28 protein-coding genes and 3 tRNA genes are annotated in these 24,274 nt (G+C 57.3%); 12 read left to right on the top strand and 19 right to left on the bottom strand.

Features of this window, described 5'->3' with window-relative positions; all coding sequences use genetic code 11:
- Positions 1-45: 45 nt before the first annotated feature.
- Together GQR96_RS13595 and GQR96_RS13590 are read right to left on the bottom strand one after the other, a co-directional pair.
- On the bottom strand, positions 46-762 hold the full coding sequence (locus tag GQR96_RS13595; protein WP_069734144.1) for a hypothetical protein: 717 nt from the start codon (positions 760-762) through the stop codon (positions 46-48).
- Between the two features lie 45 nt (positions 763-807).
- On the bottom strand, positions 808-1,242 hold the full coding sequence (locus GQR96_RS13590; RefSeq protein ID WP_017899535.1) for a winged helix-turn-helix domain-containing protein: 435 nt from the start codon (positions 1,240-1,242) through the stop codon (positions 808-810).
- A gap of 400 nt (positions 1,243-1,642) precedes the next feature.
- On the opposite strand from GQR96_RS13590, the gene GQR96_RS13585 reads away from it, so the two are divergent.
- Complete coding sequence (locus GQR96_RS13585; protein ID WP_002907802.1) at positions 1,643-1,792, top strand: hypothetical protein; 150 nt, start codon at positions 1,643-1,645, stop codon at positions 1,790-1,792.
- An 87-nt stretch (positions 1,793-1,879) separates the two neighbouring features.
- Here the strand turns inward: GQR96_RS13585 and GQR96_RS13580 are convergent, their stop codons facing one another.
- Together GQR96_RS13580 and GQR96_RS13575 are read right to left on the bottom strand one after the other, a co-directional pair.
- Positions 1,880-2,716, bottom strand: coding sequence for an MBL fold metallo-hydrolase (locus tag GQR96_RS13580; RefSeq protein ID WP_032456179.1), 837 nt, complete (start codon positions 2,714-2,716; stop codon positions 1,880-1,882).
- 7 nt (positions 2,717-2,723) lie between these two features.
- On the bottom strand, positions 2,724-3,239 hold the full coding sequence (locus GQR96_RS13575) for a hypothetical protein (protein WP_069734145.1): 516 nt from the start codon (positions 3,237-3,239) through the stop codon (positions 2,724-2,726).
- A gap of 156 nt (positions 3,240-3,395) precedes the next feature.
- Between GQR96_RS13575 and GQR96_RS13570 the strand changes: the two genes are divergently transcribed.
- Positions 3,396-4,280, top strand: a complete 885-nt coding sequence (locus tag GQR96_RS13570; protein ID WP_069734146.1) for a LysR substrate-binding domain-containing protein — start codon at positions 3,396-3,398, stop codon at positions 4,278-4,280.
- 1 nt (position 4,281) lies between these two features.
- Here GQR96_RS13570 and GQR96_RS13565 read toward each other — a convergent pair whose 3' ends face one another.
- Positions 4,282-5,202 (bottom strand): AraC family transcriptional regulator, encoded by a 921-nt coding sequence (locus tag GQR96_RS13565; RefSeq protein WP_023318442.1) that lies wholly within the window; start codon positions 5,200-5,202, stop codon positions 4,282-4,284.
- Between the two features lie 98 nt (positions 5,203-5,300).
- Here GQR96_RS13565 and GQR96_RS13560 point away from each other — a divergent pair, with 98 nt between their 5' ends.
- Positions 5,301-6,053: an SDR family oxidoreductase gene (locus GQR96_RS13560; protein WP_069135741.1), complete on the top strand. Its 753-nt coding sequence runs from the start codon at positions 5,301-5,303 to the stop codon at positions 6,051-6,053.
- 121 nt (positions 6,054-6,174) lie between these two features.
- Here GQR96_RS13560 and GQR96_RS13555 read toward each other — a convergent pair.
- The 3 genes from GQR96_RS13555 to GQR96_RS13545 all read right to left on the bottom strand — a co-directional run bounded on the left by GQR96_RS13555 (position 6,175) and on the right by GQR96_RS13545 (position 6,413).
- Positions 6,175-6,251 (bottom strand) — tRNA-Val (locus GQR96_RS13555).
- Positions 6,252-6,255: 4 nt separating this feature from the next.
- Positions 6,256-6,332 (bottom strand) — tRNA-Val (locus GQR96_RS13550).
- Positions 6,333-6,336: 4 nt separating this feature from the next.
- Positions 6,337-6,413: transfer RNA gene (locus GQR96_RS13545), tRNA-Val, on the bottom strand.
- Positions 6,414-6,666: 253 nt separating this feature from the next.
- Here GQR96_RS13545 and GQR96_RS13540 point away from each other — a divergent pair.
- A complete protein-coding gene (locus tag GQR96_RS13540) occupies positions 6,667-7,245 on the top strand; it encodes an LOG family protein (protein WP_017899529.1) in 579 nt (192 codons plus the stop codon).
- Between the two features lie 139 nt (positions 7,246-7,384).
- Here the strand turns inward: GQR96_RS13540 and asr are convergent, their stop codons facing one another.
- Both asr and mdtK read right to left on the bottom strand, forming a co-directional pair.
- Positions 7,385-7,849 (bottom strand): acid resistance repetitive basic protein Asr, encoded by a 465-nt coding sequence (asr, locus tag GQR96_RS13535; protein WP_049003344.1) that lies wholly within the window; start codon positions 7,847-7,849, stop codon positions 7,385-7,387.
- 177 nt (positions 7,850-8,026) lie between these two features.
- A complete protein-coding gene (mdtK, locus tag GQR96_RS13530; protein ID WP_004202895.1) occupies positions 8,027-9,400 on the bottom strand; it encodes an MdtK family multidrug efflux MATE transporter in 1,374 nt (457 codons plus the stop codon).
- Positions 9,401-9,629: 229 nt separating this feature from the next.
- Here mdtK and GQR96_RS13525 point away from each other — a divergent pair, with 229 nt between their 5' ends.
- A complete protein-coding gene (locus GQR96_RS13525) occupies positions 9,630-10,265 on the top strand; it encodes a riboflavin synthase (protein WP_004202894.1) in 636 nt (211 codons plus the stop codon).
- A gap of 36 nt (positions 10,266-10,301) precedes the next feature.
- Here the strand turns inward: GQR96_RS13525 and cfa are convergent, their stop codons facing one another.
- Both cfa and punC read right to left on the bottom strand, forming a co-directional pair.
- Positions 10,302-11,450, bottom strand: coding sequence for a cyclopropane fatty acyl phospholipid synthase (gene cfa, locus GQR96_RS13520; protein ID WP_023318439.1), 1,149 nt, complete (start codon positions 11,448-11,450; stop codon positions 10,302-10,304).
- A 294-nt stretch (positions 11,451-11,744) separates the two neighbouring features.
- Complete coding sequence (punC, locus tag GQR96_RS13515) at positions 11,745-12,926, bottom strand: purine nucleoside transporter PunC (protein WP_065904405.1); 1,182 nt, start codon at positions 12,924-12,926, stop codon at positions 11,745-11,747.
- Positions 12,927-13,038: 112 nt separating this feature from the next.
- Here punC and punR point away from each other — a divergent pair, with 112 nt between their 5' ends.
- On the top strand, positions 13,039-13,950 hold the full coding sequence (gene punR / locus GQR96_RS13510; protein WP_065904403.1) for a DNA-binding transcriptional activator PunR: 912 nt from the start codon (positions 13,039-13,041) through the stop codon (positions 13,948-13,950).
- A gap of 18 nt (positions 13,951-13,968) precedes the next feature.
- On the opposite strand, the gene purR is transcribed toward punR, so the two are convergent.
- Positions 13,969-14,994 carry an HTH-type transcriptional repressor PurR gene (purR, locus tag GQR96_RS13505; RefSeq protein ID WP_004202888.1) on the bottom strand — a complete coding sequence of 342 codons (1,026 nt, stop codon included), beginning with the start codon at positions 14,992-14,994 and terminating at the stop codon, positions 13,969-13,971.
- 292 nt (positions 14,995-15,286) lie between these two features.
- Here purR and GQR96_RS13500 point away from each other — a divergent pair, with 292 nt between their 5' ends.
- Both GQR96_RS13500 and GQR96_RS13495 read left to right on the top strand, forming a co-directional pair.
- Positions 15,287-15,379: a cytochrome bd-I oxidase subunit CydH gene (locus GQR96_RS13500; protein WP_002907776.1), complete on the top strand. Its 93-nt coding sequence runs from the start codon at positions 15,287-15,289 to the stop codon at positions 15,377-15,379.
- 167 nt (positions 15,380-15,546) lie between these two features.
- Entirely contained in the window at positions 15,547-16,716 is a 1,170-nt protein-coding gene (locus GQR96_RS13495; RefSeq protein WP_004202887.1) for an MFS transporter, read from the top strand.
- Between the two features lie 59 nt (positions 16,717-16,775).
- Here the strand turns inward: GQR96_RS13495 and sodB are convergent, their stop codons facing one another.
- Positions 16,776-17,357, bottom strand: a complete 582-nt coding sequence (gene sodB, locus GQR96_RS13490) for a superoxide dismutase [Fe] (RefSeq protein ID WP_004202885.1) — start codon at positions 17,355-17,357, stop codon at positions 16,776-16,778.
- Between the two features lie 481 nt (positions 17,358-17,838).
- Between sodB and GQR96_RS13485 the strand changes: the two genes are divergently transcribed.
- Positions 17,839-18,324: a helix-turn-helix domain-containing protein gene (locus tag GQR96_RS13485; protein WP_004202883.1), complete on the top strand. Its 486-nt coding sequence runs from the start codon at positions 17,839-17,841 to the stop codon at positions 18,322-18,324.
- Here GQR96_RS13485 and GQR96_RS13480 read toward each other — a convergent pair.
- On the bottom strand, positions 18,279-19,151 hold the full coding sequence (locus tag GQR96_RS13480) for a C40 family peptidase (RefSeq protein WP_004189707.1): 873 nt from the start codon (positions 19,149-19,151) through the stop codon (positions 18,279-18,281). The two genes, GQR96_RS13485 and GQR96_RS13480, sit on opposite strands and share 46 nt — an antisense overlap.
- A 340-nt stretch (positions 19,152-19,491) precedes the next feature.
- Here GQR96_RS13480 and GQR96_RS13475 point away from each other — a divergent pair, with 340 nt between their 5' ends.
- The gene (locus tag GQR96_RS13475) at positions 19,492-19,839 is read left to right on the top strand and encodes a Grx4 family monothiol glutaredoxin (RefSeq protein WP_002907768.1); all 348 of its coding nucleotides are present in this window, start codon (positions 19,492-19,494) and stop codon (positions 19,837-19,839) included.
- A 47-nt stretch (positions 19,840-19,886) separates the two neighbouring features.
- Here GQR96_RS13475 and rnt read toward each other — a convergent pair whose 3' ends face one another.
- From rnt to GQR96_RS13455, 4 genes are all read right to left on the bottom strand, one after another.
- Positions 19,887-20,534: a ribonuclease T gene (gene rnt / locus GQR96_RS13470; RefSeq protein WP_048294973.1), complete on the bottom strand. Its 648-nt coding sequence runs from the start codon at positions 20,532-20,534 to the stop codon at positions 19,887-19,889.
- A 137-nt stretch (positions 20,535-20,671) separates the two neighbouring features.
- Positions 20,672-21,079, bottom strand: a complete 408-nt coding sequence (gene gloA, locus GQR96_RS13465; protein ID WP_004202879.1) for a lactoylglutathione lyase — start codon at positions 21,077-21,079, stop codon at positions 20,672-20,674.
- A gap of 78 nt (positions 21,080-21,157) precedes the next feature.
- Positions 21,158-22,255 (bottom strand): alkene reductase, encoded by a 1,098-nt coding sequence (locus GQR96_RS13460; RefSeq protein WP_048294972.1) that lies wholly within the window; start codon positions 22,253-22,255, stop codon positions 21,158-21,160.
- A gap of 53 nt (positions 22,256-22,308) precedes the next feature.
- Positions 22,309-22,908 (bottom strand): TetR/AcrR family transcriptional regulator, encoded by a 600-nt coding sequence (locus GQR96_RS13455; RefSeq protein ID WP_004202876.1) that lies wholly within the window; start codon positions 22,906-22,908, stop codon positions 22,309-22,311.
- 139 nt (positions 22,909-23,047) lie between these two features.
- Here GQR96_RS13455 and GQR96_RS13450 point away from each other — a divergent pair, with 139 nt between their 5' ends.
- Positions 23,048-23,290, top strand: a complete 243-nt coding sequence (locus GQR96_RS13450; protein WP_017901094.1) for a DUF1289 domain-containing protein — start codon at positions 23,048-23,050, stop codon at positions 23,288-23,290.
- A gap of 48 nt (positions 23,291-23,338) precedes the next feature.
- Positions 23,339-24,235 (top strand): aldo/keto reductase, encoded by an 897-nt coding sequence (locus tag GQR96_RS13445; RefSeq protein ID WP_017901093.1) that lies wholly within the window; start codon positions 23,339-23,341, stop codon positions 24,233-24,235.
- The last annotated feature ends 39 nt before the right edge of the window (positions 24,236-24,274 follow it).

Here is a 24,274-nt window from a genome sequence, read left to right as displayed (position 1 = left end):
CGCCCTGATGTGATAAAGAATACGCGCAGTACCTGGAGTTTAAAATCAAAACAATTTGCGAAACTCATTCAAATTATATGAATGACTTTCGGCCGGTCGCGATGCGGCACGTCGTTGCCGGGCTGGCCGTACTCCTGGTCTATAGCAGCTGAGATCGGCGCAGAGGTGGCTAAACGTGGCCTCCGCGGTCATAAAATGATGAAAATGGGTATGGCTGACGAGGCGAAAATTCATTTTGATCCGCTCCAGTCCGTTATAAACCCGCTTGCGATTAACCCCCAGCGCGTCCGCCATCTGATTAATTGACTGTCCGTCGACCACGCCACGAATCATCTGCATCTCCAGGTCATTAAGTGGGGCTCGCAGCCGGGAGGAGTGACTCTGACGCTGATGGCGCGGCGCGAAAGGGCGGCTACGGTCTGCCAGCTGGCGCAGAAGGCGGCCGATCTCGTGAACGCTTTCCCGTTGGCTGACCCACAGGAGGGTATCCGCGTAAAAGGCGCGTCCGCGTCTCACATTGTTGGCGGAGGTAAATCCGACCACCAGACCGGGATAGCGCTGGGCTAATTCAGCAGCGGCCTGATAATCGTGATAGTTTTCCAGCGCTAAAATAATTACATCCATCCCGGCCAGATCGGGCAGATGGCTGAGCGGCAGTGAATGAATAATATTCAGACCGGGCAGGGTTTCCTGAATATCTCTGAAACACTGGGCGATGCCGATATTAAAATAAATATTATTGCTGTGAATTAAAATATTCAAAGAATAAACCCTGTTGCAAGCGATCTAAACGGCGTGGAGAGGAGATTAGTTGCGAACCAGGAGCTTATTCATATCAGCAGGCGAGTTGTTTATATAATTCATCATGCCCGGCGGTTTGAAGGAATAAATTTCGGCTACGCAAGCAGGATTAATATAATACCCTGCGCATTTAACGCGGACAATTAACGTGCTTTCGACCCCCGCCTGGTTTAAGCGAGATTTTAGGGTCTGGATAACCTGCCATAATCGCTGCGCGGACGGACGGAGATTATTTTTTTCCCAGACGTTAATCATTAACTCTTCATCGCTGACCAGACGTTCTCTGCCATGTGCCAGCAAATACTCCAGTAAACAAGCCATGGTGCTGCGCAGCTGAACCTGCGTTCGCGTCCCACGTAACGCGATAATTTCCCGATGATGCAGGCAGTAGAAAATATTATCCGCTAACTTATAGCCAAGTAGTTTATAGCCTGTAGTCATCCACCACTCCCTGACAAATCCCCGTATTGCCGGTGCAGAGTACCCGCCTGCGGCGGTCTGACCAAGTGAATTTTATTAGCTAGAATAATCAAAACAATTAACCACATTAACATACATAACTAGAATAAAAATCTGATAATCTTGCTATCTTCTGTTGGATTATGTGGTATAGGAAAAGTCTTAATCAAGCGGTGGCCGAAGTTAAACGGTTGAAAATATAGGTGGCGAAATCAAAAAATCGCACTTACATTGATCTAGATCAATTTAATACCTTTCAGGTGGCAATCACCATTTACATAGCAAAACAAAGATTGAAATAACTACGTTTAAGCGGTGATAAGCTGATTCTGAACTTATGGAATTACCCAGGGAACTGTTCATTACTTTCAGGAGCGTTTTTATGGTCATTGCAACTCGTAAGCCTCTGTGCAACAAACGCTGGTCCGCCAGCCCGGCCTCTCAGGATCTTCAGTTGACCCAGCTGCGTCACCCATGGGTCGCCACCAAAGCCAGCTGCAAAAGTAAAAAAGGCTGGAAGAGCCGCGGTTAACGGCTAGTCCACTTCCCCAGACACCACGCCCCGGTCGCGTTAATGTCACGACCGGGGTTTCGCTGTGATCGGTGTTCGCCGCGAAGGTCACACCGGGCGCAGGCAGTAGCCTGAGGCGGTATTCTCCACGCTGGCGAAACCTGGCAGGCCAAGATGCATACCGGCGATGAGCCACCGTTCGCTGGCGGCCTGGCGCAGCAGACTTTCCCGTGTATGCCGGGCCTGGTCAGGATCGACGTCAAATGCCACCGACACCTCTGGCCGGGCGCTCTGGATCGAGGGAAAGTGGACGATATCCCCCCATATTAGCAGCGACGTTCCGCCCGCCTCAAGGCGATATCCGGTATGCCCTGGCGTATGCCCGGGCAGGGGACATGGCCGGATCCCGGCTACCGGCTCGTCTTCATCAATATCACGAATTTGCGTCGCGCAGATCGCCATTATGCGGCGGACGAGCAGCACGTTACGTTGTCCACGATCGCTGGCGTTGTCCAGTGTCGATGGCGCCAGCCAGTAAGCGCTTTCCCGCGAGGGTAGGAACACCATGGCGTTGGGATAAGCCGGTGTACCGGCGGCGGTCAGCAGGCCGCCGATATGGTCCGGGTGCGCGTGAGTGAGAAGGATGGTGTCAATTTCCTCAGGGCGCACGCCGAGCAGCGCCAGATTGGCAATAAGCGCGCCGCCGACGCCGTTGGCCCCGCCGGTGCCGGTATCCACTAGCACCGTGTGCCCGCGTCCGCGGATCAGGTAAGCACCGATCTCGATGGCCTCCGGCGAGGTTAACCCGGCCTGGCGCTGCAGACGCGCCGCCTCTTCAGGGGCGATCCCCGCGAGTAGCGTCAGCGGCGCTGTCATCTGACCATCACTGATGGCGCTTATCGTCAGGTCGCCTGCTGTCAGGGTATAAAAGGGAGCTGGTGTCATGTTGACCTCACGCTTGCTCCGCCGGGTGACGCAACCTGGCGGTAATGGGCTGATAGATAAAGACCGCGGCAGAGGTGACCCGGTGATGCAGGTCGTCACGCGGGACGATGGCGGCATAGCGGGTATGCCGGGTGGCCAGACCCCCGGGCTGCAGGACGATCGGCGCAGCGACGGGCAGGGCTTCCGCGGTATCGCTCAGCAGCAGCACCTCGTCAGGAGCCACCTCCCGCAGCGCGTGAGTCGTGAGATAGAGGTGGCGATGCCAGTCGGCGATCGCCGATTGCCAGCGGGCAAAATGACCCCCACCATTGCGGCGATAGGCGTCGCTGTTGAGGACGGCGGCATCGCGGATATCGTGTAGGGCCAGGTAGCGAGGGCAGCCCTCGCTGAACGCGCAGAAGCGCTGGGAGGCATGAAAACCGGGCACCGAGACCAGCGCCGGCAATTTTTCCCGATTGTAAAAGGTATTCCACGCCGCTTCGCTTTGCGGGTCGGTGTAGGCGCATTCGACGACATAGAGCATAGTGACCTCGAGAGACAGATGATTCAGCGCATAACGCGCCTTAGTGAGTTTTCTTCATCCTATCCGGCAATAATGGCGCTGCAAAACGATGTTTATTCATCACTCAGTGATATTATGTCACTGACTTTCAATGGGCCCGCACAAGGAGCATTGGCTATGCGTCGTAAAATCCCCAGCAGCGCTGCGCTACTGGCCTTTGAGGCCGCCGCCCGCCACGGCAACTTTGCCCGCGCGGCGGCGGAGCTCGCGTTAACGGAAGGGGCCATCAGCCGGCAGATCGCCCGTCTGGAAGCTCTCCTCGACAGCAAACTATTTGACAGGATCGGGAGCCGGGTACGGCTCAATCCGGCTGGCGCCCGCTATGCCAGACAGGTCCGCGAGATCCTCAGCAGGCTGGAGCGGGAAACCCACGACGTCAGCGGGATGCCCGCCGATGGCCGCAGTCTCGAGATCGCCGTGCTACCCACCTTCGCCAGCCGCTGGCTCATCCCCCGGCTCGGGCAGTTCACGGCGCAGCATCCGCATATCGTGGTCAATATCGCCGCCCGCAGCGACCCCTTTATTCTGCCGGGCAGCGGATTTGATGCGGCCATCCATTTTGATCACCCGGCGTGGACCGGAATGGATGTGACGTTTTTATTTGCGGAGTATCTGCTGCCGGTCTGTCATGCCGCGCTGCTGACGGATGACGATCTCCCGGGGCTGCTGAACCGGCTGCCGCGCATTCATCGGCGGCAAAACCCGGACGCCTGGCTGCACTATGCCCGCGAGTGCGGTCTGGCGCTGGATAACCCGGCGCAGGGGCCGCGCTATGATCTGCATGAGATGGCAATCGCTGCGGTACTCAGCCAGCAGGGCGTGGCCCTGGTGCCGAAGATGTATGTGGAGAGCGAACTGCGCAGCGGGACGCTGGTCGCCCCATGGCCGGGCTCGCCGACGCTGGCCAAGCGCTTTTGCCTGATCAAACCCGGCGGCGGCGAGGGGGAGTCGGCGCTGCAGGTGTTTGAGCGCTGGCTGCAGACGACGATTGCGGCAGGTTAACTTATGGCGGGCCTGGGGGGCGCTGCGCCGCCCGCTGGCGGGCATATTTGCCCGGCGATATCCCGGCATATCGGGTAAAGGCCACGCTGAACGCGCTGGTCGAGCCATAGCCGAGGCGCTCGGCGATATCCGCTATGCTGATGCCCGTCTCGCCCAGCCACTGCATGGCCAGGGTCATGCGCCAGCTCAACAAATAGCCCATCGGGGTCATTCCGGTCAGGCCGGTAAAGCGTTCAAATAACGTCGAGCGAGACAGCGCGCAGTCGGCGGCCAGGGCATTGACGGTCCAGCGTCTGGCGGGGGCCTGATGCAGCAGGCGGATTGCCTGGGCGACCCGCGGGTCGCTCAGGCCGCGCATCAGACCGGGGGTGGCGAGCGTTCCGCAGGATCGGATGGCCTCGATAAACAGCAGCTCAACCATCCGCGCCAGAACGAAAGATTTGCCTGCGCGATCCGCCTGGGCTTCCTCTTTCAGCAGCCCGACAAAGGTGGCCAGCCGCGGCTGGTTGCGAACCACCACTAAGGCGGGCAGCAGGGAGGTTAGCAGGCTGGCGTTATCCGAATCGGCAGCGCAGTGGCCAATCAGCGCCTGCATCTCCGCTGGCTGGTCGAGAGCTCCCAGGCGAAAGTGTTCCGCCGCAAGCTTCACCGGGGTGGTCTCCAGCGCCGGTGAAGGCGGCGGGGTCAGGCTGGTTAACGCGAAGCGGTACGCCGCCGGGATCAACATAAAATCCCCGGCGCGCAGGATCTGCGGCGCATGCTGGTCTATTTCCAGCCGACAGCCGCCTTCCAGTACCACGCCGTAGAACGACATTCCCTGGTCTGAACGTTTAACGCGCCATTCTCCCGCCCCCTCAATGGTTTTGGTCAGCACCGCTCTGAGATTGAGCATCGCTATGATTTCCGCCAGCGGGTCGCTCATTTCCGGACTCCTGCTAAAGAATAATGGATTATTGACCCTATATCGTCCGGAGCGGGCTGTCTATGATGAAAAGGAAGAAACCAATCGGAGACAGAGATATGCAAACGATTATGATCACCGGCTGTTCATCGGGTTTTGGTCTGGAGACGGCGCGTTATTTTCTTGAACAGGGCTGGAAGGTTATCGCCACAATGCGGGTTCCGCGCGAGGATCTGTTGCCGGCCAGCGACCGTCTGCGGCTGGTGTGTCTTGACGTCACCTCAGCGCAGAGTATCGCCGAGGCGATTGCCGAGGCCGGAGAGATTGACGTTCTGGTCAATAACGCCGGAGTGGGGATGCTCAATGCCCTGGAGGGGGCGTCACACGAGGCGATAGCGAACCTGTTTGCCACCAACACGCTTGGGACTATCGCCATGACCCAGGCGGTACTTCCCCGGTTCAGAGCGCGCCGTAGCGGGACGATCATTAATATCACCTCGGCGGTCACCCTGCAGCCGATGCCCCTGCTGGCGGTCTATACCGCGAGTAAAGCGGCGGTGAATGCCTTCACGGAGTCGCTGGCGCTGGAGCTGCGGCCCTTTAATATTCGCGTCGGTGTGATCCTGCCGGGACGCGCTCCCCAGACCCGCTTCGGGGAAAACGCTCGTCGAACGATGGGCCAGCTCCCGGAGAGCTATGCGCCGCTCGGCCAGCAGATCCTCGACAGCATCCAGGATAACGCCAGCGTGACGCAGGCTGCCGATGTGGCTCAGGCCGTCTGGCGGATGGTGAACGATCCTCAAGCCCCTTCGCGGTTGCCGGCAGGGGAGGATGCCCTGGCGATGGCGCAGGCTATTCATAGTCGCGAATAATCGGGTTTCGCTTTGTCGCTGGCAGGGTTCGATGACGTTCAGGCTGGAAGCGCAGAAGGCGTGCGTTTTCCGGTCACGATGCAGCAGGCTAATGTTGAGAGGGAATGATACGAAACGAGATTGGTGCGTCTGAATGGACTCGAACCATCGACCCCCACCATGTCAAGGTGGTGCTCTAACCAACTGAGCTACAGACGCATTATGGTGCGTTTAATTGGACTCGAACCAACGACCCCCACCATGTCAAGGTGGTGCTCTAACCAACTGAGCTATAAACGCATAATGGTGCGTTCGATTGGACTCGAACCAACGACCCCCACCATGTCAAGGTGGTGCTCTAACCAACTGAGCTACGAACGCAATGTTGTGGTGACAACGGGGACGCATATTAGCGGCAGGCAGGGGATGTGGCAAGAGGTAAACGTCACTTTTCTTGTACATTGTATGCGATTGCGGATCTTTTACCCACTCCGGCGATATTTTACTGAACCACAAGGATATTTCTTCGCCAGCAGGCGTCTCGCCTCTCTTTTCTTTGCCGGTCTCACCCTGCGCGTAAGGGTTGCCGTTGTGTTAAATTATCGCCCACCAGAAGAGAGGAGTAATAAGGAAGATGAAATCGATTGGTATTTTCTGCGGTTCTTCAGCTGGCGAACATCCGCTGTATCTCGAAACTGCCCGACGGGTTGGCCACATGCTTGCGCAGCAGGGACTGGCTGTTGTCTATGGCGGCGGCAAAGTTGGCTTGATGGGGGCGGTTGCCGATGCGGCGCTGGAGGCCGGGGGCACGGTCATCGGCGTAATGCCGCGCGGCCTGGTGGAGCGGGAAATTGCCCACCGCGGGTTGACGGAGCTGCATGTGGTGGAGGATATGCACGAACGGAAAACCAAAATGGCGGCGCTGGCCGACGGCTTTATTGCTCTGCCGGGCGGAGCGGGGACGCTTGAAGAGATTTTCGAACAGTGGACCTGGGCGCAGTTGGGCATCCATGAAAAACCGTGCGCATTCCTGAATATCAAGGGGTATTACGATCCGCTGCAGGCGATGGTCAATAACATGGTACGGGAAGGATTTATGCACTCGCGCTACGCGGAGATGCTGCCGTTTGCTGCTTCACCAGAGGAGATTATCGCCGGTTTCCGCGACTATACGCCGCCGGCCCGTAAATGGGTTCAGCAGCCCGCTATTTAAACATCAAGCGAAGGGTAAACAGCGCGCAGACGATGAGCATAACCAACAGCAATTCGAAGCGATAGCGTTGCAGCATGATGTCCTCCTGAAAAAAAACCGGCGCTATTCAGCGCCGGTTTATTACCTTAACGCCTGACCGTTATGCCGCCGGTTGTACCGCCGGTTTGGCTGCGTGGTGCGCCGCTTTATGGTGCTTCTTCGCCGCCTGGGCTTTCTGCGCTACGGCCGGTTTAGCCACCGCTTTATGGTGTTTCTTTGCTGCCTGGGCTTTCTGCGCTACGGCCGGTTTCGCCGCGGCTTTATGGTGCTTTTTAGCTGCCTGGGCTTTCTGCGCTGCTTCCGGTTTCGCCGCGGCTTTGTGATGCTTCTTCGCTGCCTGGGCTTTCTGCGCTACGGCCGGTTTTGTCGCCGCTTTATGGTGTTTCTTCGCTGCCTGGGCTTTCTGTTCGGCTGCCGGTTTCGCCGCCGCTTTGTGATGTTTCTTGTGGTGAACGGTGGTGTGGCTGGCTGCGGTAGCCGGGGTGGTGGTCGCGGCGTCGGCTGCGAAAGCAACAGATGACAGACCCATAGCAGCGGCAACAACCAGAGCTAATACTTTTTTCATGCTGAAATCCTCGAATTGGTTTCCTGAGTAACCCCACTGCGGGGCTGTTGGCCACACTATATGCATCTCCGGGGCGCTCATCAGTGAGTCTTTGGTGTCGGGGAGTAACGGAATGTACAACGTCGGAACATAACTGAAGAAAGAAAAAGCCCGCCAGGGTGGCGGGCTTTGGCAGGATTAGCGCGCGGCGCGCTGTAAGATGATGCTGGAGGGCTGGCGCTGCAGAAAACGCATCCGCAGCATCATCATAATAGCGGCGGAGGTCAGGCCGATGATAAATCCGCACCAGAAGCCGGCGGGCCCCATGCGGGGGACAATCACGTCGGTCAGCGCCAGCAGGTAGCCGCTGGGTAAACCCAGCACCCAGTACGCGGTAAAGGTGATAAAAAAGATAGACCGCGTATCTTTATAGCCGCGCAGGATACCGCTGCCGATCACCTGAATAGAGTCCGAGATCTGGTAGACCGCCGCCAGCAGCATCAGATGCGAGGCCAGCATCACCACCTCCGGGTTATCGTTGTACAGCAGGGCAATTTGCTTACGCATCAGCACGGTAAAGATAGCGGTAAACACCGCCAGGCAGACGCCCACGCCCACACCCGTACGGGCGGAAACCTGGGCATCGATCGTTGAGCCCTGGCCGAGGCGGAAGCCGACGCGAATGGTGACCGCGGCCGCCAGCGACAGCGGCAGAACGAACATCAGCGAGCTGAAGTTCAGCGCAATCTGGTGGCCGGCGACGTCAATGATCCCGAGCGGGGAGACCAGCAGCGCGACGACGGCAAACAGGGTCACTTCGAAGAATAGCGCCAGGGCGATGGGTAGCCCCAGCTGCACCAGCCGCAGCAGGACGGCGAAATCGGGGCCGCTGAAGCCCTCGGCGCAGCGGATATCGCGCATCGAACGCGACCGGCGCACCCACCACAGCATGCTGGCAAACATCACCCAGTAAACGGAGGCGGTCGCCACGCCGCAGCCGACGCCGCCCAGCTCTGGCATGCCGAAATGGCCATAGATAAAGATATAGTTCACCGGAATGTTGACCAGTAAACCGATAAAGCCCATGACCATTCCGGGCTTGGTTTTTGCCAGCCCTTCACACTGGTTACGGGCGACCTGGAAGAACAGATAGCCCGGCGCCCCCCACAGCAGCGCGCGCAGATAGCCAACCGCTTTCTCCGCCAGCAGCGGATCGATGTTATGCATGGAGCTGATGATATACCCGGCATTCCACAGCACGACCATGATCAGCACCGAGACCAGCCCCGCCAGCCAGAAGCCCTGACGCACCTGCGGCGCGATACGCTCCCGACGCCCGGAGCCATTAAGCTGCGCCACCACCGGGGTCAGCGCCAGCAGCAGCCCATGGCCGAAGAGAATGGCCGGCAGCCAGATGGAGGTTCCGATGGCCACCGCGGCCATATCGGTGGCGCTGTAGCCGCCCGCCATCACGGTATCGACAAAACCCATCGCCGTCTGCGCTACCTGCGCAAGAATGACGGGTATAGCCAGAGCTAATAACTGACGCGCTTCAATGAAATACTTCTGCACGTGAACACCTTTGTATTGTTGTTATTTTGAGACTAAAAAAGCCGCCGTAACTGGCAGCAAGGGGATAAAAATGAGGAAATTCCAGTCTATTGTAGCGAGGATTAGCCATTAAGCCAGTGAAAAAAGAGTCGAGGCACGAAGCGCGCTGGCAACCGCTCAGCCCTCCTGTTATTGTTCCCGATAGCGAAAACGGTAATGATACCGTCATGATTTTCAACAGGAGCCAAACATGTTTACTGGTATTGTTCAGGGAACCGCGAAAGTGGTCTCCATTGATGATAAACCCAATTTTCGCACCCACGTGGTGGAGCTGCCGGCGCATATGCTGGAGGGGCTCGAAACCGGGGCATCGGTAGCCAACAACGGTTGCTGTCTGACGGTGACCGACATCAACGGCGCGCGCATCAGCTTTGATCTCATGAAAGAGACGCTGCGGATTACCAATCTCGGCGATATTCAGGTCGGGGATGAAGTTAACGTCGAGCGGGCGGCGAAATTCAGTGATGAAATCGGCGGGCATTTGATGTCCGGCCATATTATGACCACCGCGGAAATCGTGAAGATCCTCACTTCCGAAAATAACCGTCAGATCTGGTTTAAAGTACAGGACCCGACGCTGATGAAATATATCCTTTATAAAGGATTCATCGGTATCGATGGCATCAGCCTGACGGTAGGTGAGGTGACGGCAACCCGATTCTGCGTGCATCTTATTCCGGAGACGCTGCAGCGGACCACGCTGGGGGCGAAAAAGCTGGGCGACCGCGTCAATATCGAGATCGACCCGCAAACCCAGGCGGTTGTCGATACGGTCGAACGCGTGCTGGCGGCGAAAGAGATGGCGGCAAAGGTCAGTGAAGCCTGAAAAAAAATCCCCCGCCGGTGAGCGGGGGACTGTGTTTTAACGGGCGACGCGCAGTCCGTGTTCAACCCCGCGCGAGAACACCACCTGCCAGAGCTGAATGTCGCGGGCGCGGAAGGCGCCGGCGCAGGCGTTCAGGTAATAACTGAACATGCGTTTGAAACGCTCTGAATAGTTATCGGCAATTTCCGGCCAGCTGGCGAGGAAACGCTCATACCAGGCCATCAGGGTGGTGTCGTAATCGGCGCCGAAGTTGTGCCAGTCTTCCATCACAAAGTGCTTCTCGCTGGCGTCGGCGATCTGCCGTACCGACGGCAGGCAGCCGTTGGGGAAGATATATTTATTGATCCACGGGTCAACGTTATGGTCGGTGACTTTGGAACCGATGGTGTGCAGTAAGAAGCGGCCGTTGGGTTTTAAATTACGATCGGCGACCTCAAAGTAGGTGGCGTAATTTTTGGGACCCACATGCTCGAACATGCCGACGGAGACAATGCGGTCGAAGCTGTCGTGCAGATCGCGATAATCCTGAAGACGAATCTCTACGTCAAGGCCATCGCAGCGCGCCTGGGCCATCTTTTGCTGTTCGGCGGAGATGGTCACTCCGACAACGCTCACCTGGTAATTTCGCGCCATATATTCGGCAAGACCGCCCCAGCCGCAGCCGATATCCAACACTCGCATGCCTGGCTCGAGCTCCAGCTTACGGCAGATGAGATCCAGCTTATCCTGCTGCGCGGCTTCGAGGGTCTGCGCCTCTTTCCAGTAACCGCAGGAATATTGCATGTAGGGATCCAACATCCGGCTGAAAAGATCGTTGCCGAGGTCATAGTGCTCTTTGCCGACAATCCAGGCGCGTTTTTTACTTTGCAGGTTAAACAGGCGAGCGCCTGCGATGCGGAGTGTGTCTTTGAAATGATGAGGGAGTTGTTTTTCCAGCCCGGCGCGGAGCACTTTATGGAAGAATATATCCAGACGCTCGCAGTCCCACCAGCCGTCCATATAGCTTTCGCCTAAACCCAGCGACCCCTCCTGCAATACGCGTTTAAAAAAAAGAGGGTTTTTAATCCGCAGGTCTGACGGCGCGGAGCCGTTGATTTCAATTCCCGCACGGCCCAACAATTCAGCTGCAATCCGGTACCAGTCATCATTTGGTACACTTACTTCTTCTATACACGATGAACTCATAGCTTCTCCATCACGCCCAAGTGATCAGAACCTTAAAACAGCGTAGACGCTTTTTTGGCTTTGTGAGAAATCTCACGGATAATCCGTGAAGTCGCTATCCGACGTAGAACAGAGGAAGGGAGATAACCCTTGCCGAAAGGCCTTCCATGGTGAAACGGAGGCATCCTGCATCCGTTAATCTGTTAAATATTTTTTATTTATGTGAACCCGGATCCAGTATAGGACGCTAAGTACTGGCTTTCAATAAAAATATCTTAGCGTGCTAATCACTGGTCCGGGCTCTGGCGACGGGCGTCAGGCGTGGGAAGAGTGGGCCGCCAGCTCTGGCGTCTGCTGCAGTCGATAACCCACTCCGGCTAACAAAATAGAGACCAGCATCACGCTGGTGGTGGTCAGCAGCGGCGTGGCGATCAGCGCGGAGACTAACAGGCTGGTCAGGAAGCACAGGCCAAGCTGGAGCGTGTTCTGCAGCGCCGCCGCGCGGCCGGTTGCCTGCGGGAAAGGCTTCAGCGCCTGAGCGACCACGATAGGGTAGATCCCACCGTTGACTACCGCCATCAGGCAGAACGGGATCATTAACGCCACCAGCGAGGCATGCGTTTGCAGACCCACCAGCCAGGTGGCGGCGACGCTGACGGCGAAGATCACCAGCAGCCACGGGAGCATCTGTTGTCCGGACCATTTTTGCAGCAGCGCGCGACAGCCATAACCACCCACCAGAAAAGCGATGGTCTGCGGGATATAGCTCAACCCGATAGCGGTTGGGCCGTAGCCCATCTCATGAAGGATAAACGGCGAACCGGTAAGCCAGGCGAAGAAGCTGGCGGAACAGGCGGCGTAGATCAGGACGTTGCCGCTGTATTCCCGGGAGCGCAGCAGCGCGAGAAAAGTGATTTTCTTTTCAGTCACAGTGGCCGACTTAGCGGCGGCTTTCAGGCGCAGGGCAGGCAGCATCAGCAGCAGGGTGATGGCAAACAAGGTGGCGAAGATGGCCTGCCACTCGAAATGCACCAGCAGCCAGCTGCCCAGCAGCGGGGCCAGCGCAGGCGACAGTCCTACCAGCGGCATAATGGTGGCGAAGATGCGGTTGGTGCGCTGGGCGGGATAGTAATCGGTCACCATTGCCTGCCAGGTAACCGCAGCGGCGCAGACGCCAATCGCCTGCAGAAAGCGCAGCGCCAGCATCAGAGTGGCGTTCGGCACCCACAGCATCCCCAGGCAGCCGACCGCGAAAATCGCCAGGCCGCTCAGCAGCACCGGTTTGCGCCCGTAGCGGTCCGACAGCGGCCCCCAGAACAGCTGGCCCAGAGCGAAGCCGGCCAGGAACAGGCTCAGGCTGGCGCTAATGGATGCGGCGGAGGTGTTGAGATCCTGCTGCATGGCGGCAAATGCCGGCAGATACATATCGGTGGCCAGAAAGCCCAGCACGCTCAGGCCGGCCAGCCAGACTAAAAATCCTTTCCCAGGTTGTGACATAACGTTCTCATTTTTGGAGTACAGGTACGATGCCGCAGAGTGTAGGGAGTGCATTGTGGCTTGTGAAACGCTAATATTTGTCACATGCATTCAAAAATTTTGCAGGCAGAAAATGTGGTCTGAATACTCTCTGGAAGTGGTTGATGCCGTCGCCCGTAACGGCAGCTTCAGCGCGGCGGCGAAGGAGCTGCACCGGGTGCCTTCCGCCGTCAGCTATACCGTGCGTCAGCTGGAAGAGTGGCTGGCCGTCCCCTTGTTTGAGCGCCGTCATCGTGACGTGGAGCTGACCCCCGCCGGGGTCTGGTTTTTACAGGAAGGGCGCTCTGTTATCAAAAAAATGCAGATCACCCGCCAGCAGTGCCAGCAAATCGCTAACGGCTGGCGCGGGCAGTTGTCAATCGCGGTGGACGATATCGTGAAACCCGCGCGGATGCGCCAGATGATCGTGGATTTCTATCGCCATTTTCCCGACGTCGAACTGATCGTTTTCCAGGAAGTGTTTAACGGCGTATGGGATGCGCTGGCCGACGGCCGCGTGGAGCTGGCGATTGGCGCAACGCGCTCTATTCCGGTCGGGGGGCGCTACGCGTTCCGCGATATGGGGATGCTGAGCTGGGACTGCGTGGTGGCGAGCGATCATCCGCTGGCGAAGATGGCGGGTCCGCTGAGCGATGATGTTCTGCGCAACTGGCCGTCGCTGGTGCGGGAGGATACCTCGCGTTCATTGCCCAAAAGGACAACGTGGCTGCTGGATAACCAGAAGAGGGTGGTGGTCCCCGACTGGGAATCGTCGGCCACCTGTCTGTCGGCAGGGCTCTGCGTCGGCATGGTGCCAAGCCATTTCGCCCGGCCATGGGTGGATCGCGGCGAGTGGACCGCGCTGGCGCTGGAAAATCCGTTTCCGGATGCGGCCTGCTGTCTGACCTGGCAGCAGAATGATGCTTCACCGGCGTTAAACTGGATGCTGGACTACCTGGGGGACAGCGACACGTTGAATCGGGAGTGGCTGCGGGCGCCGGAGTGATCCACGCCCGCCAATGCTTTAGCGACGATAGTCGACAAACGGGCCATCCGCCACTGAGCGGCGTTCGACCAGCCGAGGGTGCACTTCGATAGACTGCGACTCTTCGCGCTTGTTGACGATACGATCCAACAACATATTGAACGCGGCTTCGCCCAGCGAATCTTTCGGCTGATGAATGGTGGTTAACGCCGGGCTGAAATAGCGGGCGTTGCGCACATTATCATAACCGATCAGCGAAATGTCCTGCGGCACGCGCAGCCCCATTTCATCCGCGGCGCAGATGGCGCCCATCGCCATAATGTCGCCGCCGCAGAAGACCGCCGTTGGACGGTGCTGCTGGCTGAGGATCTGCTGCATGGCGCGGTAGCCGGACTCCGGCTCGAAGTCGCCCTGAACAATCCAGTTTTCCGGCACGCTGATATGCGCCTCTTTCATCGCCTGCATGAAGCCGGCCAGTCGCCCCGCGCCGGTGTTGCGCTCCAGCGGGCCCGGGATCACGCCGATTTCGCGGTGACCGCGTTCAATCAGGTAACGTCCGGCGATATACCCGCCCTGGAAGGCGTTATCGATCACCGCATCGGTAAAGTCGGCTTTGGCTTCGCCCCAGTCCATCACCACCATCGGAATATGGCGGTACTCTTCCAGCATGCTCAGGACGGAATCCGGATATTCCGAACACATCACCAGCAGACCGTCGACGCGTTTTTGCGCCATCATCGACAGATAGGCACGCTGTTTTTCCGGGTCGTTCCAGGCGTTGCCGAGGATCAGAGTATAGCCCTTCTGGAAACAGCTCTTTTCCACGGACTCAATAATTTCAGCGAAATAGGCGGCTTCGCTACTGGTCGCCAGCAGGCCAATCGATTTTGTATGATTGACTTTCAGGCTGCGGGCCACCGCGCTCGGCGAGTAGTGCAGCTCTTTAATCGCCGCCCATACCGCATTACGCGTCTCTTCGGCAACGAAACGGGTTTTGTTAATTACATGTGACACAGTTGTAGTGGAAACGTTTGCGCGCTTCGCTACATCTTTAATAGTTGCCATTACATCTCACTCCATGCCTTGACCTGATCGCCTGATCATCGATACGTAAACGTTTGCCTACACACACCCTGAATACAATTTTCAACATTGCATCACGTCGGGAAAACGACACAGAACGACAGGAAGGGGTCAATGGCCGATACGCTTTTAAATTAGCGTGGGATTTTGTCCGATCTTGGGGCAAAGTGGAAGAGCAAAAATGTGCATCGCCCTAAATCCCGGAAGATTTTTGCGATTTTTTGTGCAAAAATGAGCAAGCTCACTTTTGGTGTGGGGATAACAAGAGGGAAAAATGATGGATACCAATTTAAAGTTTTCGCTGATCACCACGATTATTGCTCTCGGCGTGATCGTCGCATTCAGCCTGACCGCCATTCTGCACTAATGCTCCAATGAGGGAGGAGCGCGGCTTCCTCCCCGTATCCCGCCATTATTATCAATTCTGCAAAAATCTTTTGTCATTTCGTTCACTTTTGTTTTTTTGTGATTGATGTCATGCTTTTGGCTTCTGATGTTATGCCGTCCCTCCCGACGGTCTGATGGAGTCATTGAATGAAAATCAACTTTCCTTTACTCGCGCTGGCGATCGGCGCCTTTGGCATCGGTACCACCGAGTTCTCCCCAATGGGATTGCTGCCGGTGATTGCCAAAGGCGTGGACGTTTCAATACCGGTGGCGGGAATGCTGATCAGTGCATATGCCATCGGCGTCATGGTCGGCGCGCCGCTGATGACTCTGCTGCTGTCGCATCGCGCCCGACGCAATGCGCTGATTTTTCTGATGGGGATCTTCACCGTCGGCAACCTGCTGTCATCCATTGCGCCGGATTACACTACGCTGCTGCTGTCGCGCATTATTACCAGCCTCAACCACGGCGCCTTTTTTGGCCTGGGGTCGGTGGTGGCGGCCAGCGTGGTGCCCAGGCACAAGCAGGCCAGCGCGGTGGCCACCATGTTTATGGGCCTCACCATCGCTAATATCGGCGGCGTGCCTGCCGCGACCTGGCTTGGGGAAACCATCGGCTGGCGGATGTCCTTCCTCGCCACCGCGGGGTTAGGCCTGCTGGCAATGGTGAGCCTGTGGTTCTCCCTGCCGAAGGGCAGCGCGGGCGAGCGGCCGGATGTCAAACAAGAGCTTTCGGTCCTGTTACGGCCGCAGGTGCTCTCAGCCTTGCTGACCACCGTGCTGGGCGCCGGGGCGATGTTTACGCTGTATACCTACATTTCGCCGGTCCTAAATACGCTGACCCATGCTTCATCGCTGTTTATTACCGCGATGCTGGTGCTGATTGGGGTTGGTTTTTCGCTGGGCAACTATCTGGGTGGCAAATTCGCCGACCGGTCGGTCTCCGGCACGCTGAAAGGCTTTCTGCTGCTGCTGATGGCGATCATGCTGGCGATCCCGCTGCTGGCGCAATCCCAGGCGGGTGCGGCCATTAGTATGATCGTCTGGGGCGCAGCCACCTTTGCGGTGGTGCCGCCGCTGCAGATGCGAGTGATGCGCGTGGCGCATGAGGCGCCGGGGCTCTCATCTTCGGTGAATATTGGGGCGTTCAACCTTGGCAACGCGCTGGGCGCCGCCGCCGGCGGGGCGGTGATCTCCGGCGGACTGGGATACGCTTTTGTGCCGGTGATGGGCGCGATCATTGCCGGTCTGGCGCTGCTGCTGGTCTGGTTTAGCGGACGAGCGCAGCCGGAAGAGGCCTTTGCCAGTCAGTCATAAACGGGTGGGAAAGCGCTAAAAAAAACCGCAGCCGGGGGGACCCAGCTGCGGTTTGTCGTTTATGCGGCCAGGTTAGCGGCAACAAACTTCCAGTTAACCAGCGCCCAGAAGTGATCCAGATAGCTTGGACGGGCGTTGCGGTAGTCGATGTAGTAAGCGTGTTCCCAGACGTCAACGGTCAGCAGCGGCTTGGCGTCGGTGGTCAGCGGGGTACCGGCGTTGCTGGTGGAGACGATAGCCAGGCTGCCGTCGGCATTTTTAACCAGCCAGGTCCAGCCAGCGCCAAAGTTTTTCGCCGCGGCGTCGGTAAATTTGGCCTTAAACTCAGCGAAGCTGCCGAAGGATTTGGCAATAGCGGCAGCCAGCTCGCCTTCCGGTTCGCCGCCGGCGTTCGGTGCCAGGCAGTTCCAGTAGAAGGTGTGGTTCCAGACCTGCGCCGCGTTATTGAAAACACCGCCTTCAGAGGTGCGCACGATCTCTTCGAGCGATTTCCCTTCGAATGCGGTGCCTTTGATCAGGTTGTTAAGGTTAGTGACATACGCCTGGTGGTGTTTACCGTAGTGGTATTCCAGGGTTTCTGCGGAAATGTGCGGCGCGAGGGCGTCTTTTGCATATGGTAATGCAGGTAATTCAAACGACATTGCTACTCTCCTTATAACTTTTTTGTTTTATCTCACATTGACAAGATGAGGTTTTCACCTGAATCGAGTGCTGACCGCCCGGCGCTGTCGCGTCCCGGGCCTGTTATTGTATTGAGAATGTTAACATTTGCCGCAGGCAGTGAAAAGCCTTACAACGATAAAGGCTATTATCACAGGCGCAACTGCCGAAGGCTTAACCGTTTTCTGCGGAGCAGAGCGTTAAGACGCCCGTAGATGTTGCAAAAATGTATAAGTTAAAGGGGGCAGGGGCACGGGTCTCTCGCCGCGATGGTTCATTGCTCAGCTCGTCATTCGAAGATCCCTGCAGCGCAAGCGCCTGAGTGGAAATAAGCATTCTAAATCAATTAATTAATGATGCTATGCTTTCAGGTAATCGCCGCTATGCCAATAATTCATTGTCTATTTTCATATTTGTATGACAAATATAGCCGCCGGCAGCAATTTCCACAGGATGGCTACGATGGCAAAAACAGATGAAGTGGTAAGCCCGAAAATGATCCCGGTAGTGCAGGGGATCGTTGACTGGATCGAAGCACATATTTTTGACACCCTGCCGGTGAGCGCGATAGCGAAAAAGTCCGGCTACTCGCACTGGTATTTCCAACGGCAATTCGCCATGGTGACCGGCTGTACGCTGGCGAGCTACGTCAGCCGACGGAAGATGACCATCGCGACAATCTACTTAACGCAGACCGAGGCCTCGATGCAGAGTATTTCTCAACGTTTGGGGTACGACGGGCAGGCGGCATTCTGCCGCACCTTTCACCGTCACTTTGGCATGTCGCCCACCCGCTATCGTCGGGAAGGGCCGGTCACAGAGGCGAATATGCAGTTTCCCCTGACGGTAGGGGCGGAGAACGGGCAGGTGAAGAGGGCTGCCGCCGTAGCGGCAGACCGGGATCAGCGAATGGTTTTCGGGGTCATGACGCGCCGGGCGCCGACGTAATGGCGAACCCAGTAATCTTCGCTCAGGGAGGTGATTTGTATATCGCGACCTGTGCGCGGTGACTGAATGAATTTCCCGTTGCCGACGTAAACGCCTACGTGGTCGGCAGTGCCGCGTCCGCGGGTGCGGAAGAAGACGAGGTCGCCGCTCTGCAGTTCGTCACGATCGACCGGACGCGCATCGCGCAGGTGATACATTTCGTTGGCGGTACGCGGGATATGAATCTTGACCAGGTCTTTGTAGGCGTAATAGACCAGCCCGCTGCAGTCGAACCCGGTGCGCGGGGAGGTGCCGCCCCAGCGATATGGTTTACCCAGCTGGCCCATCAGTTTGTTCATGGCGGTACTCTGCGCTTTTTGCACCCGGACTTTATGCGCATCGGCGATCGTCAGATTCGCTTCGCTGGCCTCGGGTTTACAGCGCTTTTTATAGCCCTTACGCACCACGCATTTGCTTTTGACGCTGTTCAACGCCAGGGTAGGCTCGGCGCTGGCGGCCACCGTTTTCGCGCACTGCTTTTTATACCCTTTACGCAGCACGCATTTTTTCGTGGCGCCGACGGCCTGACGATGAAGCGCGGTTTGGCTTGCTGCGGTAGTGCGGGTAGGGAGCCGGGTGCTCGAGGACTTTTTACTGGTGGTTTTAGCGGTGGTTTTACTTTTTTGACTGGTTGCTTTTTTCTTGCGCTCTGAGCCGCTTTTCGCGGGCAACGCCTTTGGCGAGGCGGAGGCGTGCGTATGCCCTGAAGCCTGAGCCAGTGGTGTGAATGAGATAGATGTGAACAGTAATGCACAGAGCGATATCGCGATTTTGTTTAGCCGCGCCACTGAGCAATCCCCTGATTAATTACAGACATGTACAAATGCCTGACGATGAATGACAAACCGGAACGATTCTAAAGCATAAAAACCCGGAAAGTTAATATTCTTTTGTATCAAAAATGTCGATTGGTTAACGATTGCAAGAAAACGCGTCAGACATTGACCGCCTCGCACAGAAAATGCGCAACGCGCGCCTGCCCGCGGCGTCAAAATGATATTTTTAAGGCAACTTCGCGCAACAGAAGATAAAATATGAATAGTGAAAAAAATGTTATTATCGGTCCTGCCCTCGGGACGCTACAATGACAAGTTACTGCCGTAGAAAGAAGTTTAAGGAAGCACGACAATGAGCTCGACTTTAGAAAAGATCCAACGCCAAATCGCTGAAAACCCGATCCTGCTGTACATGAAAGGTTCGCCGAAGCTGCCAAGCTGCGGTTTCTCCGCTCAGGCCGTTCAGGCGCTGTCCGCCTGTGGCGAACGTTTCGCTTACGTTGATATTCTGCAGAACCCGGATATCCGCGCTGAGCTGCCAAAATATGCCAACTGGCCGACCTTCCCGCAGCTGTGGGTGGACGGTGAACTGGTGGGCGGCTGCGATATCGTCATCGAAATGTACCAGCGCGGTGAACTGCAGCAGCTGATCAAAGAGACCGCGGCGAAATATCACACTGACGAGCCGAAAGCGGAATAATTCCCGCTGTCAGTAAAAAAGCGACTTCCTGGAAGTCGCTTTTTTTATCACTCCGGCGTCGCTACCGGCAGCGGCCAGCCGCCCAGACGCTTCCAGCGGTTCACTATCTCGCAAAACAGCTGCGCCGTCTGCTCGGTATCGTAGAGGGCGGAATGGGCCTGCGCGCCGTCGAACGGCATACCTGCGGCAATACAGGCTTTCGACAGCACCGTCTGGCCCAGCGCCAGCCCGCTCAGCGCGGCGGTGTCAAAGGTGACAAACGGATGGAACGGGTTGCGTTTTAGCCCCGCCCGTTCGGCGGCGGTCATGGTGAAGCTGTGGTCAAATGTGGCGTTGTGCGCCACCATGATAGCCCGACTGCAGTCGCTCTCTTTCATCCCTTTGCGTACCATTTTGAAGATGGCATGCAGGGCATCGTATTCGCTAACGGCGCCGCGCTCTGGATCGTGCGGGTTAATCCCGTTAAAGGCCAGCGCTTCGGGCTGGAGATTGGCGCCCTCGAAAGGTTCAACATGGAAATGCAGCGTTTCATCGGGCATCAGCCAGCCATGCTCATCCATCTTCAACGTAATGGCGGCGATCTCCAGCAGGGCGTCGGTTTTGGCATTAAATCCTGCGGTTTCAACATCAATCACCACTGGATAAAAACCGCGGAAACGGTCGCACAGACCATTCAGTTGAGCGTTCTCGGACATCAGATTCTCTTAGCTGGTAAAAAGTAGCGCGCATTATGGCAAATTTTGCCACGGCTTGCAGCAGGCAGGGGTGAAAACAACGGGCGCCGCAGCGCCCGGGCGAGCGATGAAAATAAAGACGCTATGGTCGGGAGGGGTTAGTTGCCCAGCCCTTTGCCGGCGTCTTTCTCTTCAATCAGCTCAATTTTGTAACCGTCAGGATCTTCCACGAAGGCGATAACGGTGGTGCCGCCTTTTACCGGCCCGGCTTCACGGGTGACGTTGCCCCCGTTCTGGCGGATCCGCTCGCAGGCTTCGGCGGCGTTGTCGACGCTCAGCGCGATGTGACCGTAGGCGGTGCCCAGCTCATAGCTGTCCACGCCCCAGTTGTAGGTCAGTTCGATCACCGCGGTATCGCTCTCTTCGCCGTAGCCGACGAAGGCGAGGGAGTATTTGTACTCCGGGTTTTCGCTGGTGCGCAGCAGCTTCATGCCTAACACGTTGGTATAGAAGTCGATAGAACGTTGCAGGTCGCCAACGCGCAGCATGGTATGGAGTAAGCGCATAATGTCCCCTATGCAGTTTATTTGCTAGATCAGAGCGTTGAGTATAGCGGCGATACGTCGCCGCTATCAATGGAGGGATTACAGCGTAGGATAATCGGTGTAGCCTTCCGCGCCGCCGCCGTAGAAGGATTCCGGGCGCTGTGGGTTAAGCGCCGCTTTTTTCTGCAGGCGGGCCACCAGATCCGGGTTGGCGATGTAATCGCGGCCAAAGGCCACGGCATCAATCAGCCCTTTGTTGATCAGGTCGTTGGCTTTTTCAACGGTGTAGGCGCCAGCGCCAATGATCACGCCAGGGAAGCGGTCGCGAACTTTCTGACGGAAAGCTTCACTATACGGCTTGCCGCCCGCCCAGTCCGGCTCGGACATGTGCAGATAGGCGATACCGCGTTTCGCCAGCTCGCTAATCACATACAGCGCGTCTTCTTCTTCATTCGGGCCATTATCCACATTCTGGAAGCTGCCAATCGGCGACACGCGGATGCCAATCCGGTCAGCGCTCCACTCTTTGCTCACGGCGTCGACCACTTCCAGCACCAGACGGGCGCGGTTTTCCACGCTGCCGCCATACTGGTCGGTACGCTGGTTCGCCGACGGCGAGAGGAACTGGTGCAGCAGATAGCCGTGGGCCGAGTGCAGTTCAACCAGATCGAAACCGGCGTCACGGGCATTGCCCACCGCCTGACGGAAATCATCGACGATCCCCGGGATCTCTTCGGTTTCCAGAGCGCGAGGCATCGAGGTGTCGACGCGGATGGCGTGGCCGTTTTCGTCGCGCAGCGAGGTGCGGGTGCCGGCGCTCAGCGCAGACGGCGCTACCGGTGCGGCGCCGCCGGGCTGCAGGCTGCTATGGGAAATTCGTCCGGTGTGCCACAGCTGCACGGCGATATGGCCGTTTTCCGCGTGAACGCCGGCGGTGATTTTCTGCCAGGCGGCAATCTGCTCCGGGCTGTGCAGCCCTGGCGCGCCGGCATAGCCTTTGGCCTGGGCGGAAATCTGCGTCGCTTCGGTGATGATCAGCCCGGCGCTGGCGCGCTGACGGTAGTATTCGCCCATCAGCGGGGTAGGGATATCGCCCGGCTCGATGCTGCGCAGACGCGTCAGTGGAGCCATAAATACGCGATTAGGGACGGTGACGGCACCGACTTTCAACGGGGTGAATAATTTTGATTCCGACATAATGACTCCTGAGTAGACCGGTCGTCTAGGAACTGATGAAATAAAAACGCCTGTTATACAGCAGGCGCCGCAATAATCTGTTTCGCGTGGGCAAGGGCGCTCTCCAGCGGCGTTGCGCTACGCGTTATTTTGGCCTGCAGGTTGGCGCCGAGCCACAGGGAATAGAGTACCTGCGACAGCGTCCTGGCCTCGCCGTCAAAGGTCAGACTGCCTTCCTGACGCCCTTTCTCCAGCGCGTCGCCCAGCAGGGCGATGATCTGGCTGGCGCCGTGGTCCATGGCGGTGCGCATGTCTTCCGACAGATCGCAAACCTCTGCCGACAGCTTGACGGTGAGACACCCGCTAATAATCCCCTGCTGGTAAAACTGATTCAGCGTGTGCTGATAGTAGGCCAGCAGCCGATCGCGATAGTTGCCCTCGCCATGGGCGAAGTGATCGACCAGGCGCTGCAGATATCCGGCGTAATGGTTTTCAAGCAAGGCGACGCCGAAGGCTTCTTTAGAGCGAAAGTAATGATAGAAAGAGCCCTTGGGCACTTCCGCCGTCTTCAGGAGTTCGCTCAAGCCCATGCCGGTAAAGCCGCGATGCATGCATAGCTGCTCGCCGGTGGCCAGGATATGTTCTCGGGTATCGCAATCGCTGTGTCTGTTCATGGCGCACACTGTAGTAGACCGATTGGTCTAATGCAAGACTTAGCGCAAAAATGTTAACTGGCGCAGCACGGAGTGAACAAAATTTGCGTCGGCGCAGGGAAACGTCTTCAATGAAAGGAGATGAGGGGACAGGAGGCGTGTGGTGGCAGAGCAGTTAGAGTTTTTCCCGGTGCAGAGCCCGTGCCGGGGAATTTGTCAGACCGATGAGCGCGGCTACTGTCGCGGCTGTTTCCGTAGCCGTGAGGAGCGTTTTAACTGGCAAACGATGAGCGATGCGCAGAAACAGGAGGTATTGCGTCTGTGCCGTCAACGCCTGCTGCGCAAAATACGCGCGAACAGACCAGAGGCGGCGGAAGAACCGCAGCAACCCTCACTGTTTTAAGCCAAAAATTACGTATACTCAGAGCACTTTTTTATTGAGGAAGTGGTTATGGTTCAGCGTATTGCTATGGCTCCCCAGGGGCCGGAATTTTCGCGTTTTGTGATGGGCTACTGGCGTCTGATGGACTGGAAAATGTCGCCAGGCGAGCTGGTCGGCTTTATCGAACAGCATCTCGATTTAGGCATTACCACCGTCGATCACGCCGATATCTATGGCGATTACCAGTGTGAATCCGCCTTTGGTGAAGCCCTGAAGCTGGCGCCGCATCTGCGTAGCCGGATGGAGATTGTCAGCAAATGCGGCATTGCCACCCGGGCGCGCGCTGAAAACACCATCGGTCACTACATTACCGACCGGGACCACATCGTGCTCAGCGCTGAGCAATCGCTGCGCAACCTGGCAACGGACCATCTCGATTTGCTGCTGATCCACCGGCCGGATCCGCTGATGGACGCCGACGAGGTGGCTGAAGCCTTCCTCGCGCTGCACCACAGCGGCAAGGTACGTCATTTCGGCGTCTCGAACTTTACCCCTGCCCAGTTCACCCTTCTGCAGTCGCGCCTGCCGTTTACGCTTGCTACCAACCAGGTGGAGATCTCGCCGGTGCATCAGCCGTTGCTGCTTGACGGTACCCTCGACCAGCTGCAGCAGCTGCGTATTCGTCCGATGGCCTGGTCCTGCCTCGGCGGCGGCCGCCTGTTTAATGAAGAGGGCTTTCAGCCGCTGCGCGACGAGCTGGCCCAGGTGGCCCACGAGCTCAACGCCGACAGCATCGAGCAGGTGGTTTACGCCTGGGTGATGCGCCTGCCGTCGCAGCCGCTGCCGATTATCGGCTCGGGTAAAATTGAGCGCGTGCGCTCGGCGATTGTGGCCGAAAAACTGAGTATGACCCGCCAGCAGTGGTTCCGTATCCGCAAAGCCGCGCTCGGTTACGACGTGCCGTAACGGGCATTTCGCCTCCGGAAAGCAGTTCCTGGTTTACAC

The organism is Klebsiella sp. PCX (assembly GCF_021869705.1).
GTDB classification, from domain to species: domain Bacteria; phylum Pseudomonadota; class Gammaproteobacteria; order Enterobacterales; family Enterobacteriaceae; genus Klebsiella; species Klebsiella quasipneumoniae.
This window is presented reverse-complemented; position numbering and strand designations above follow the sequence as displayed.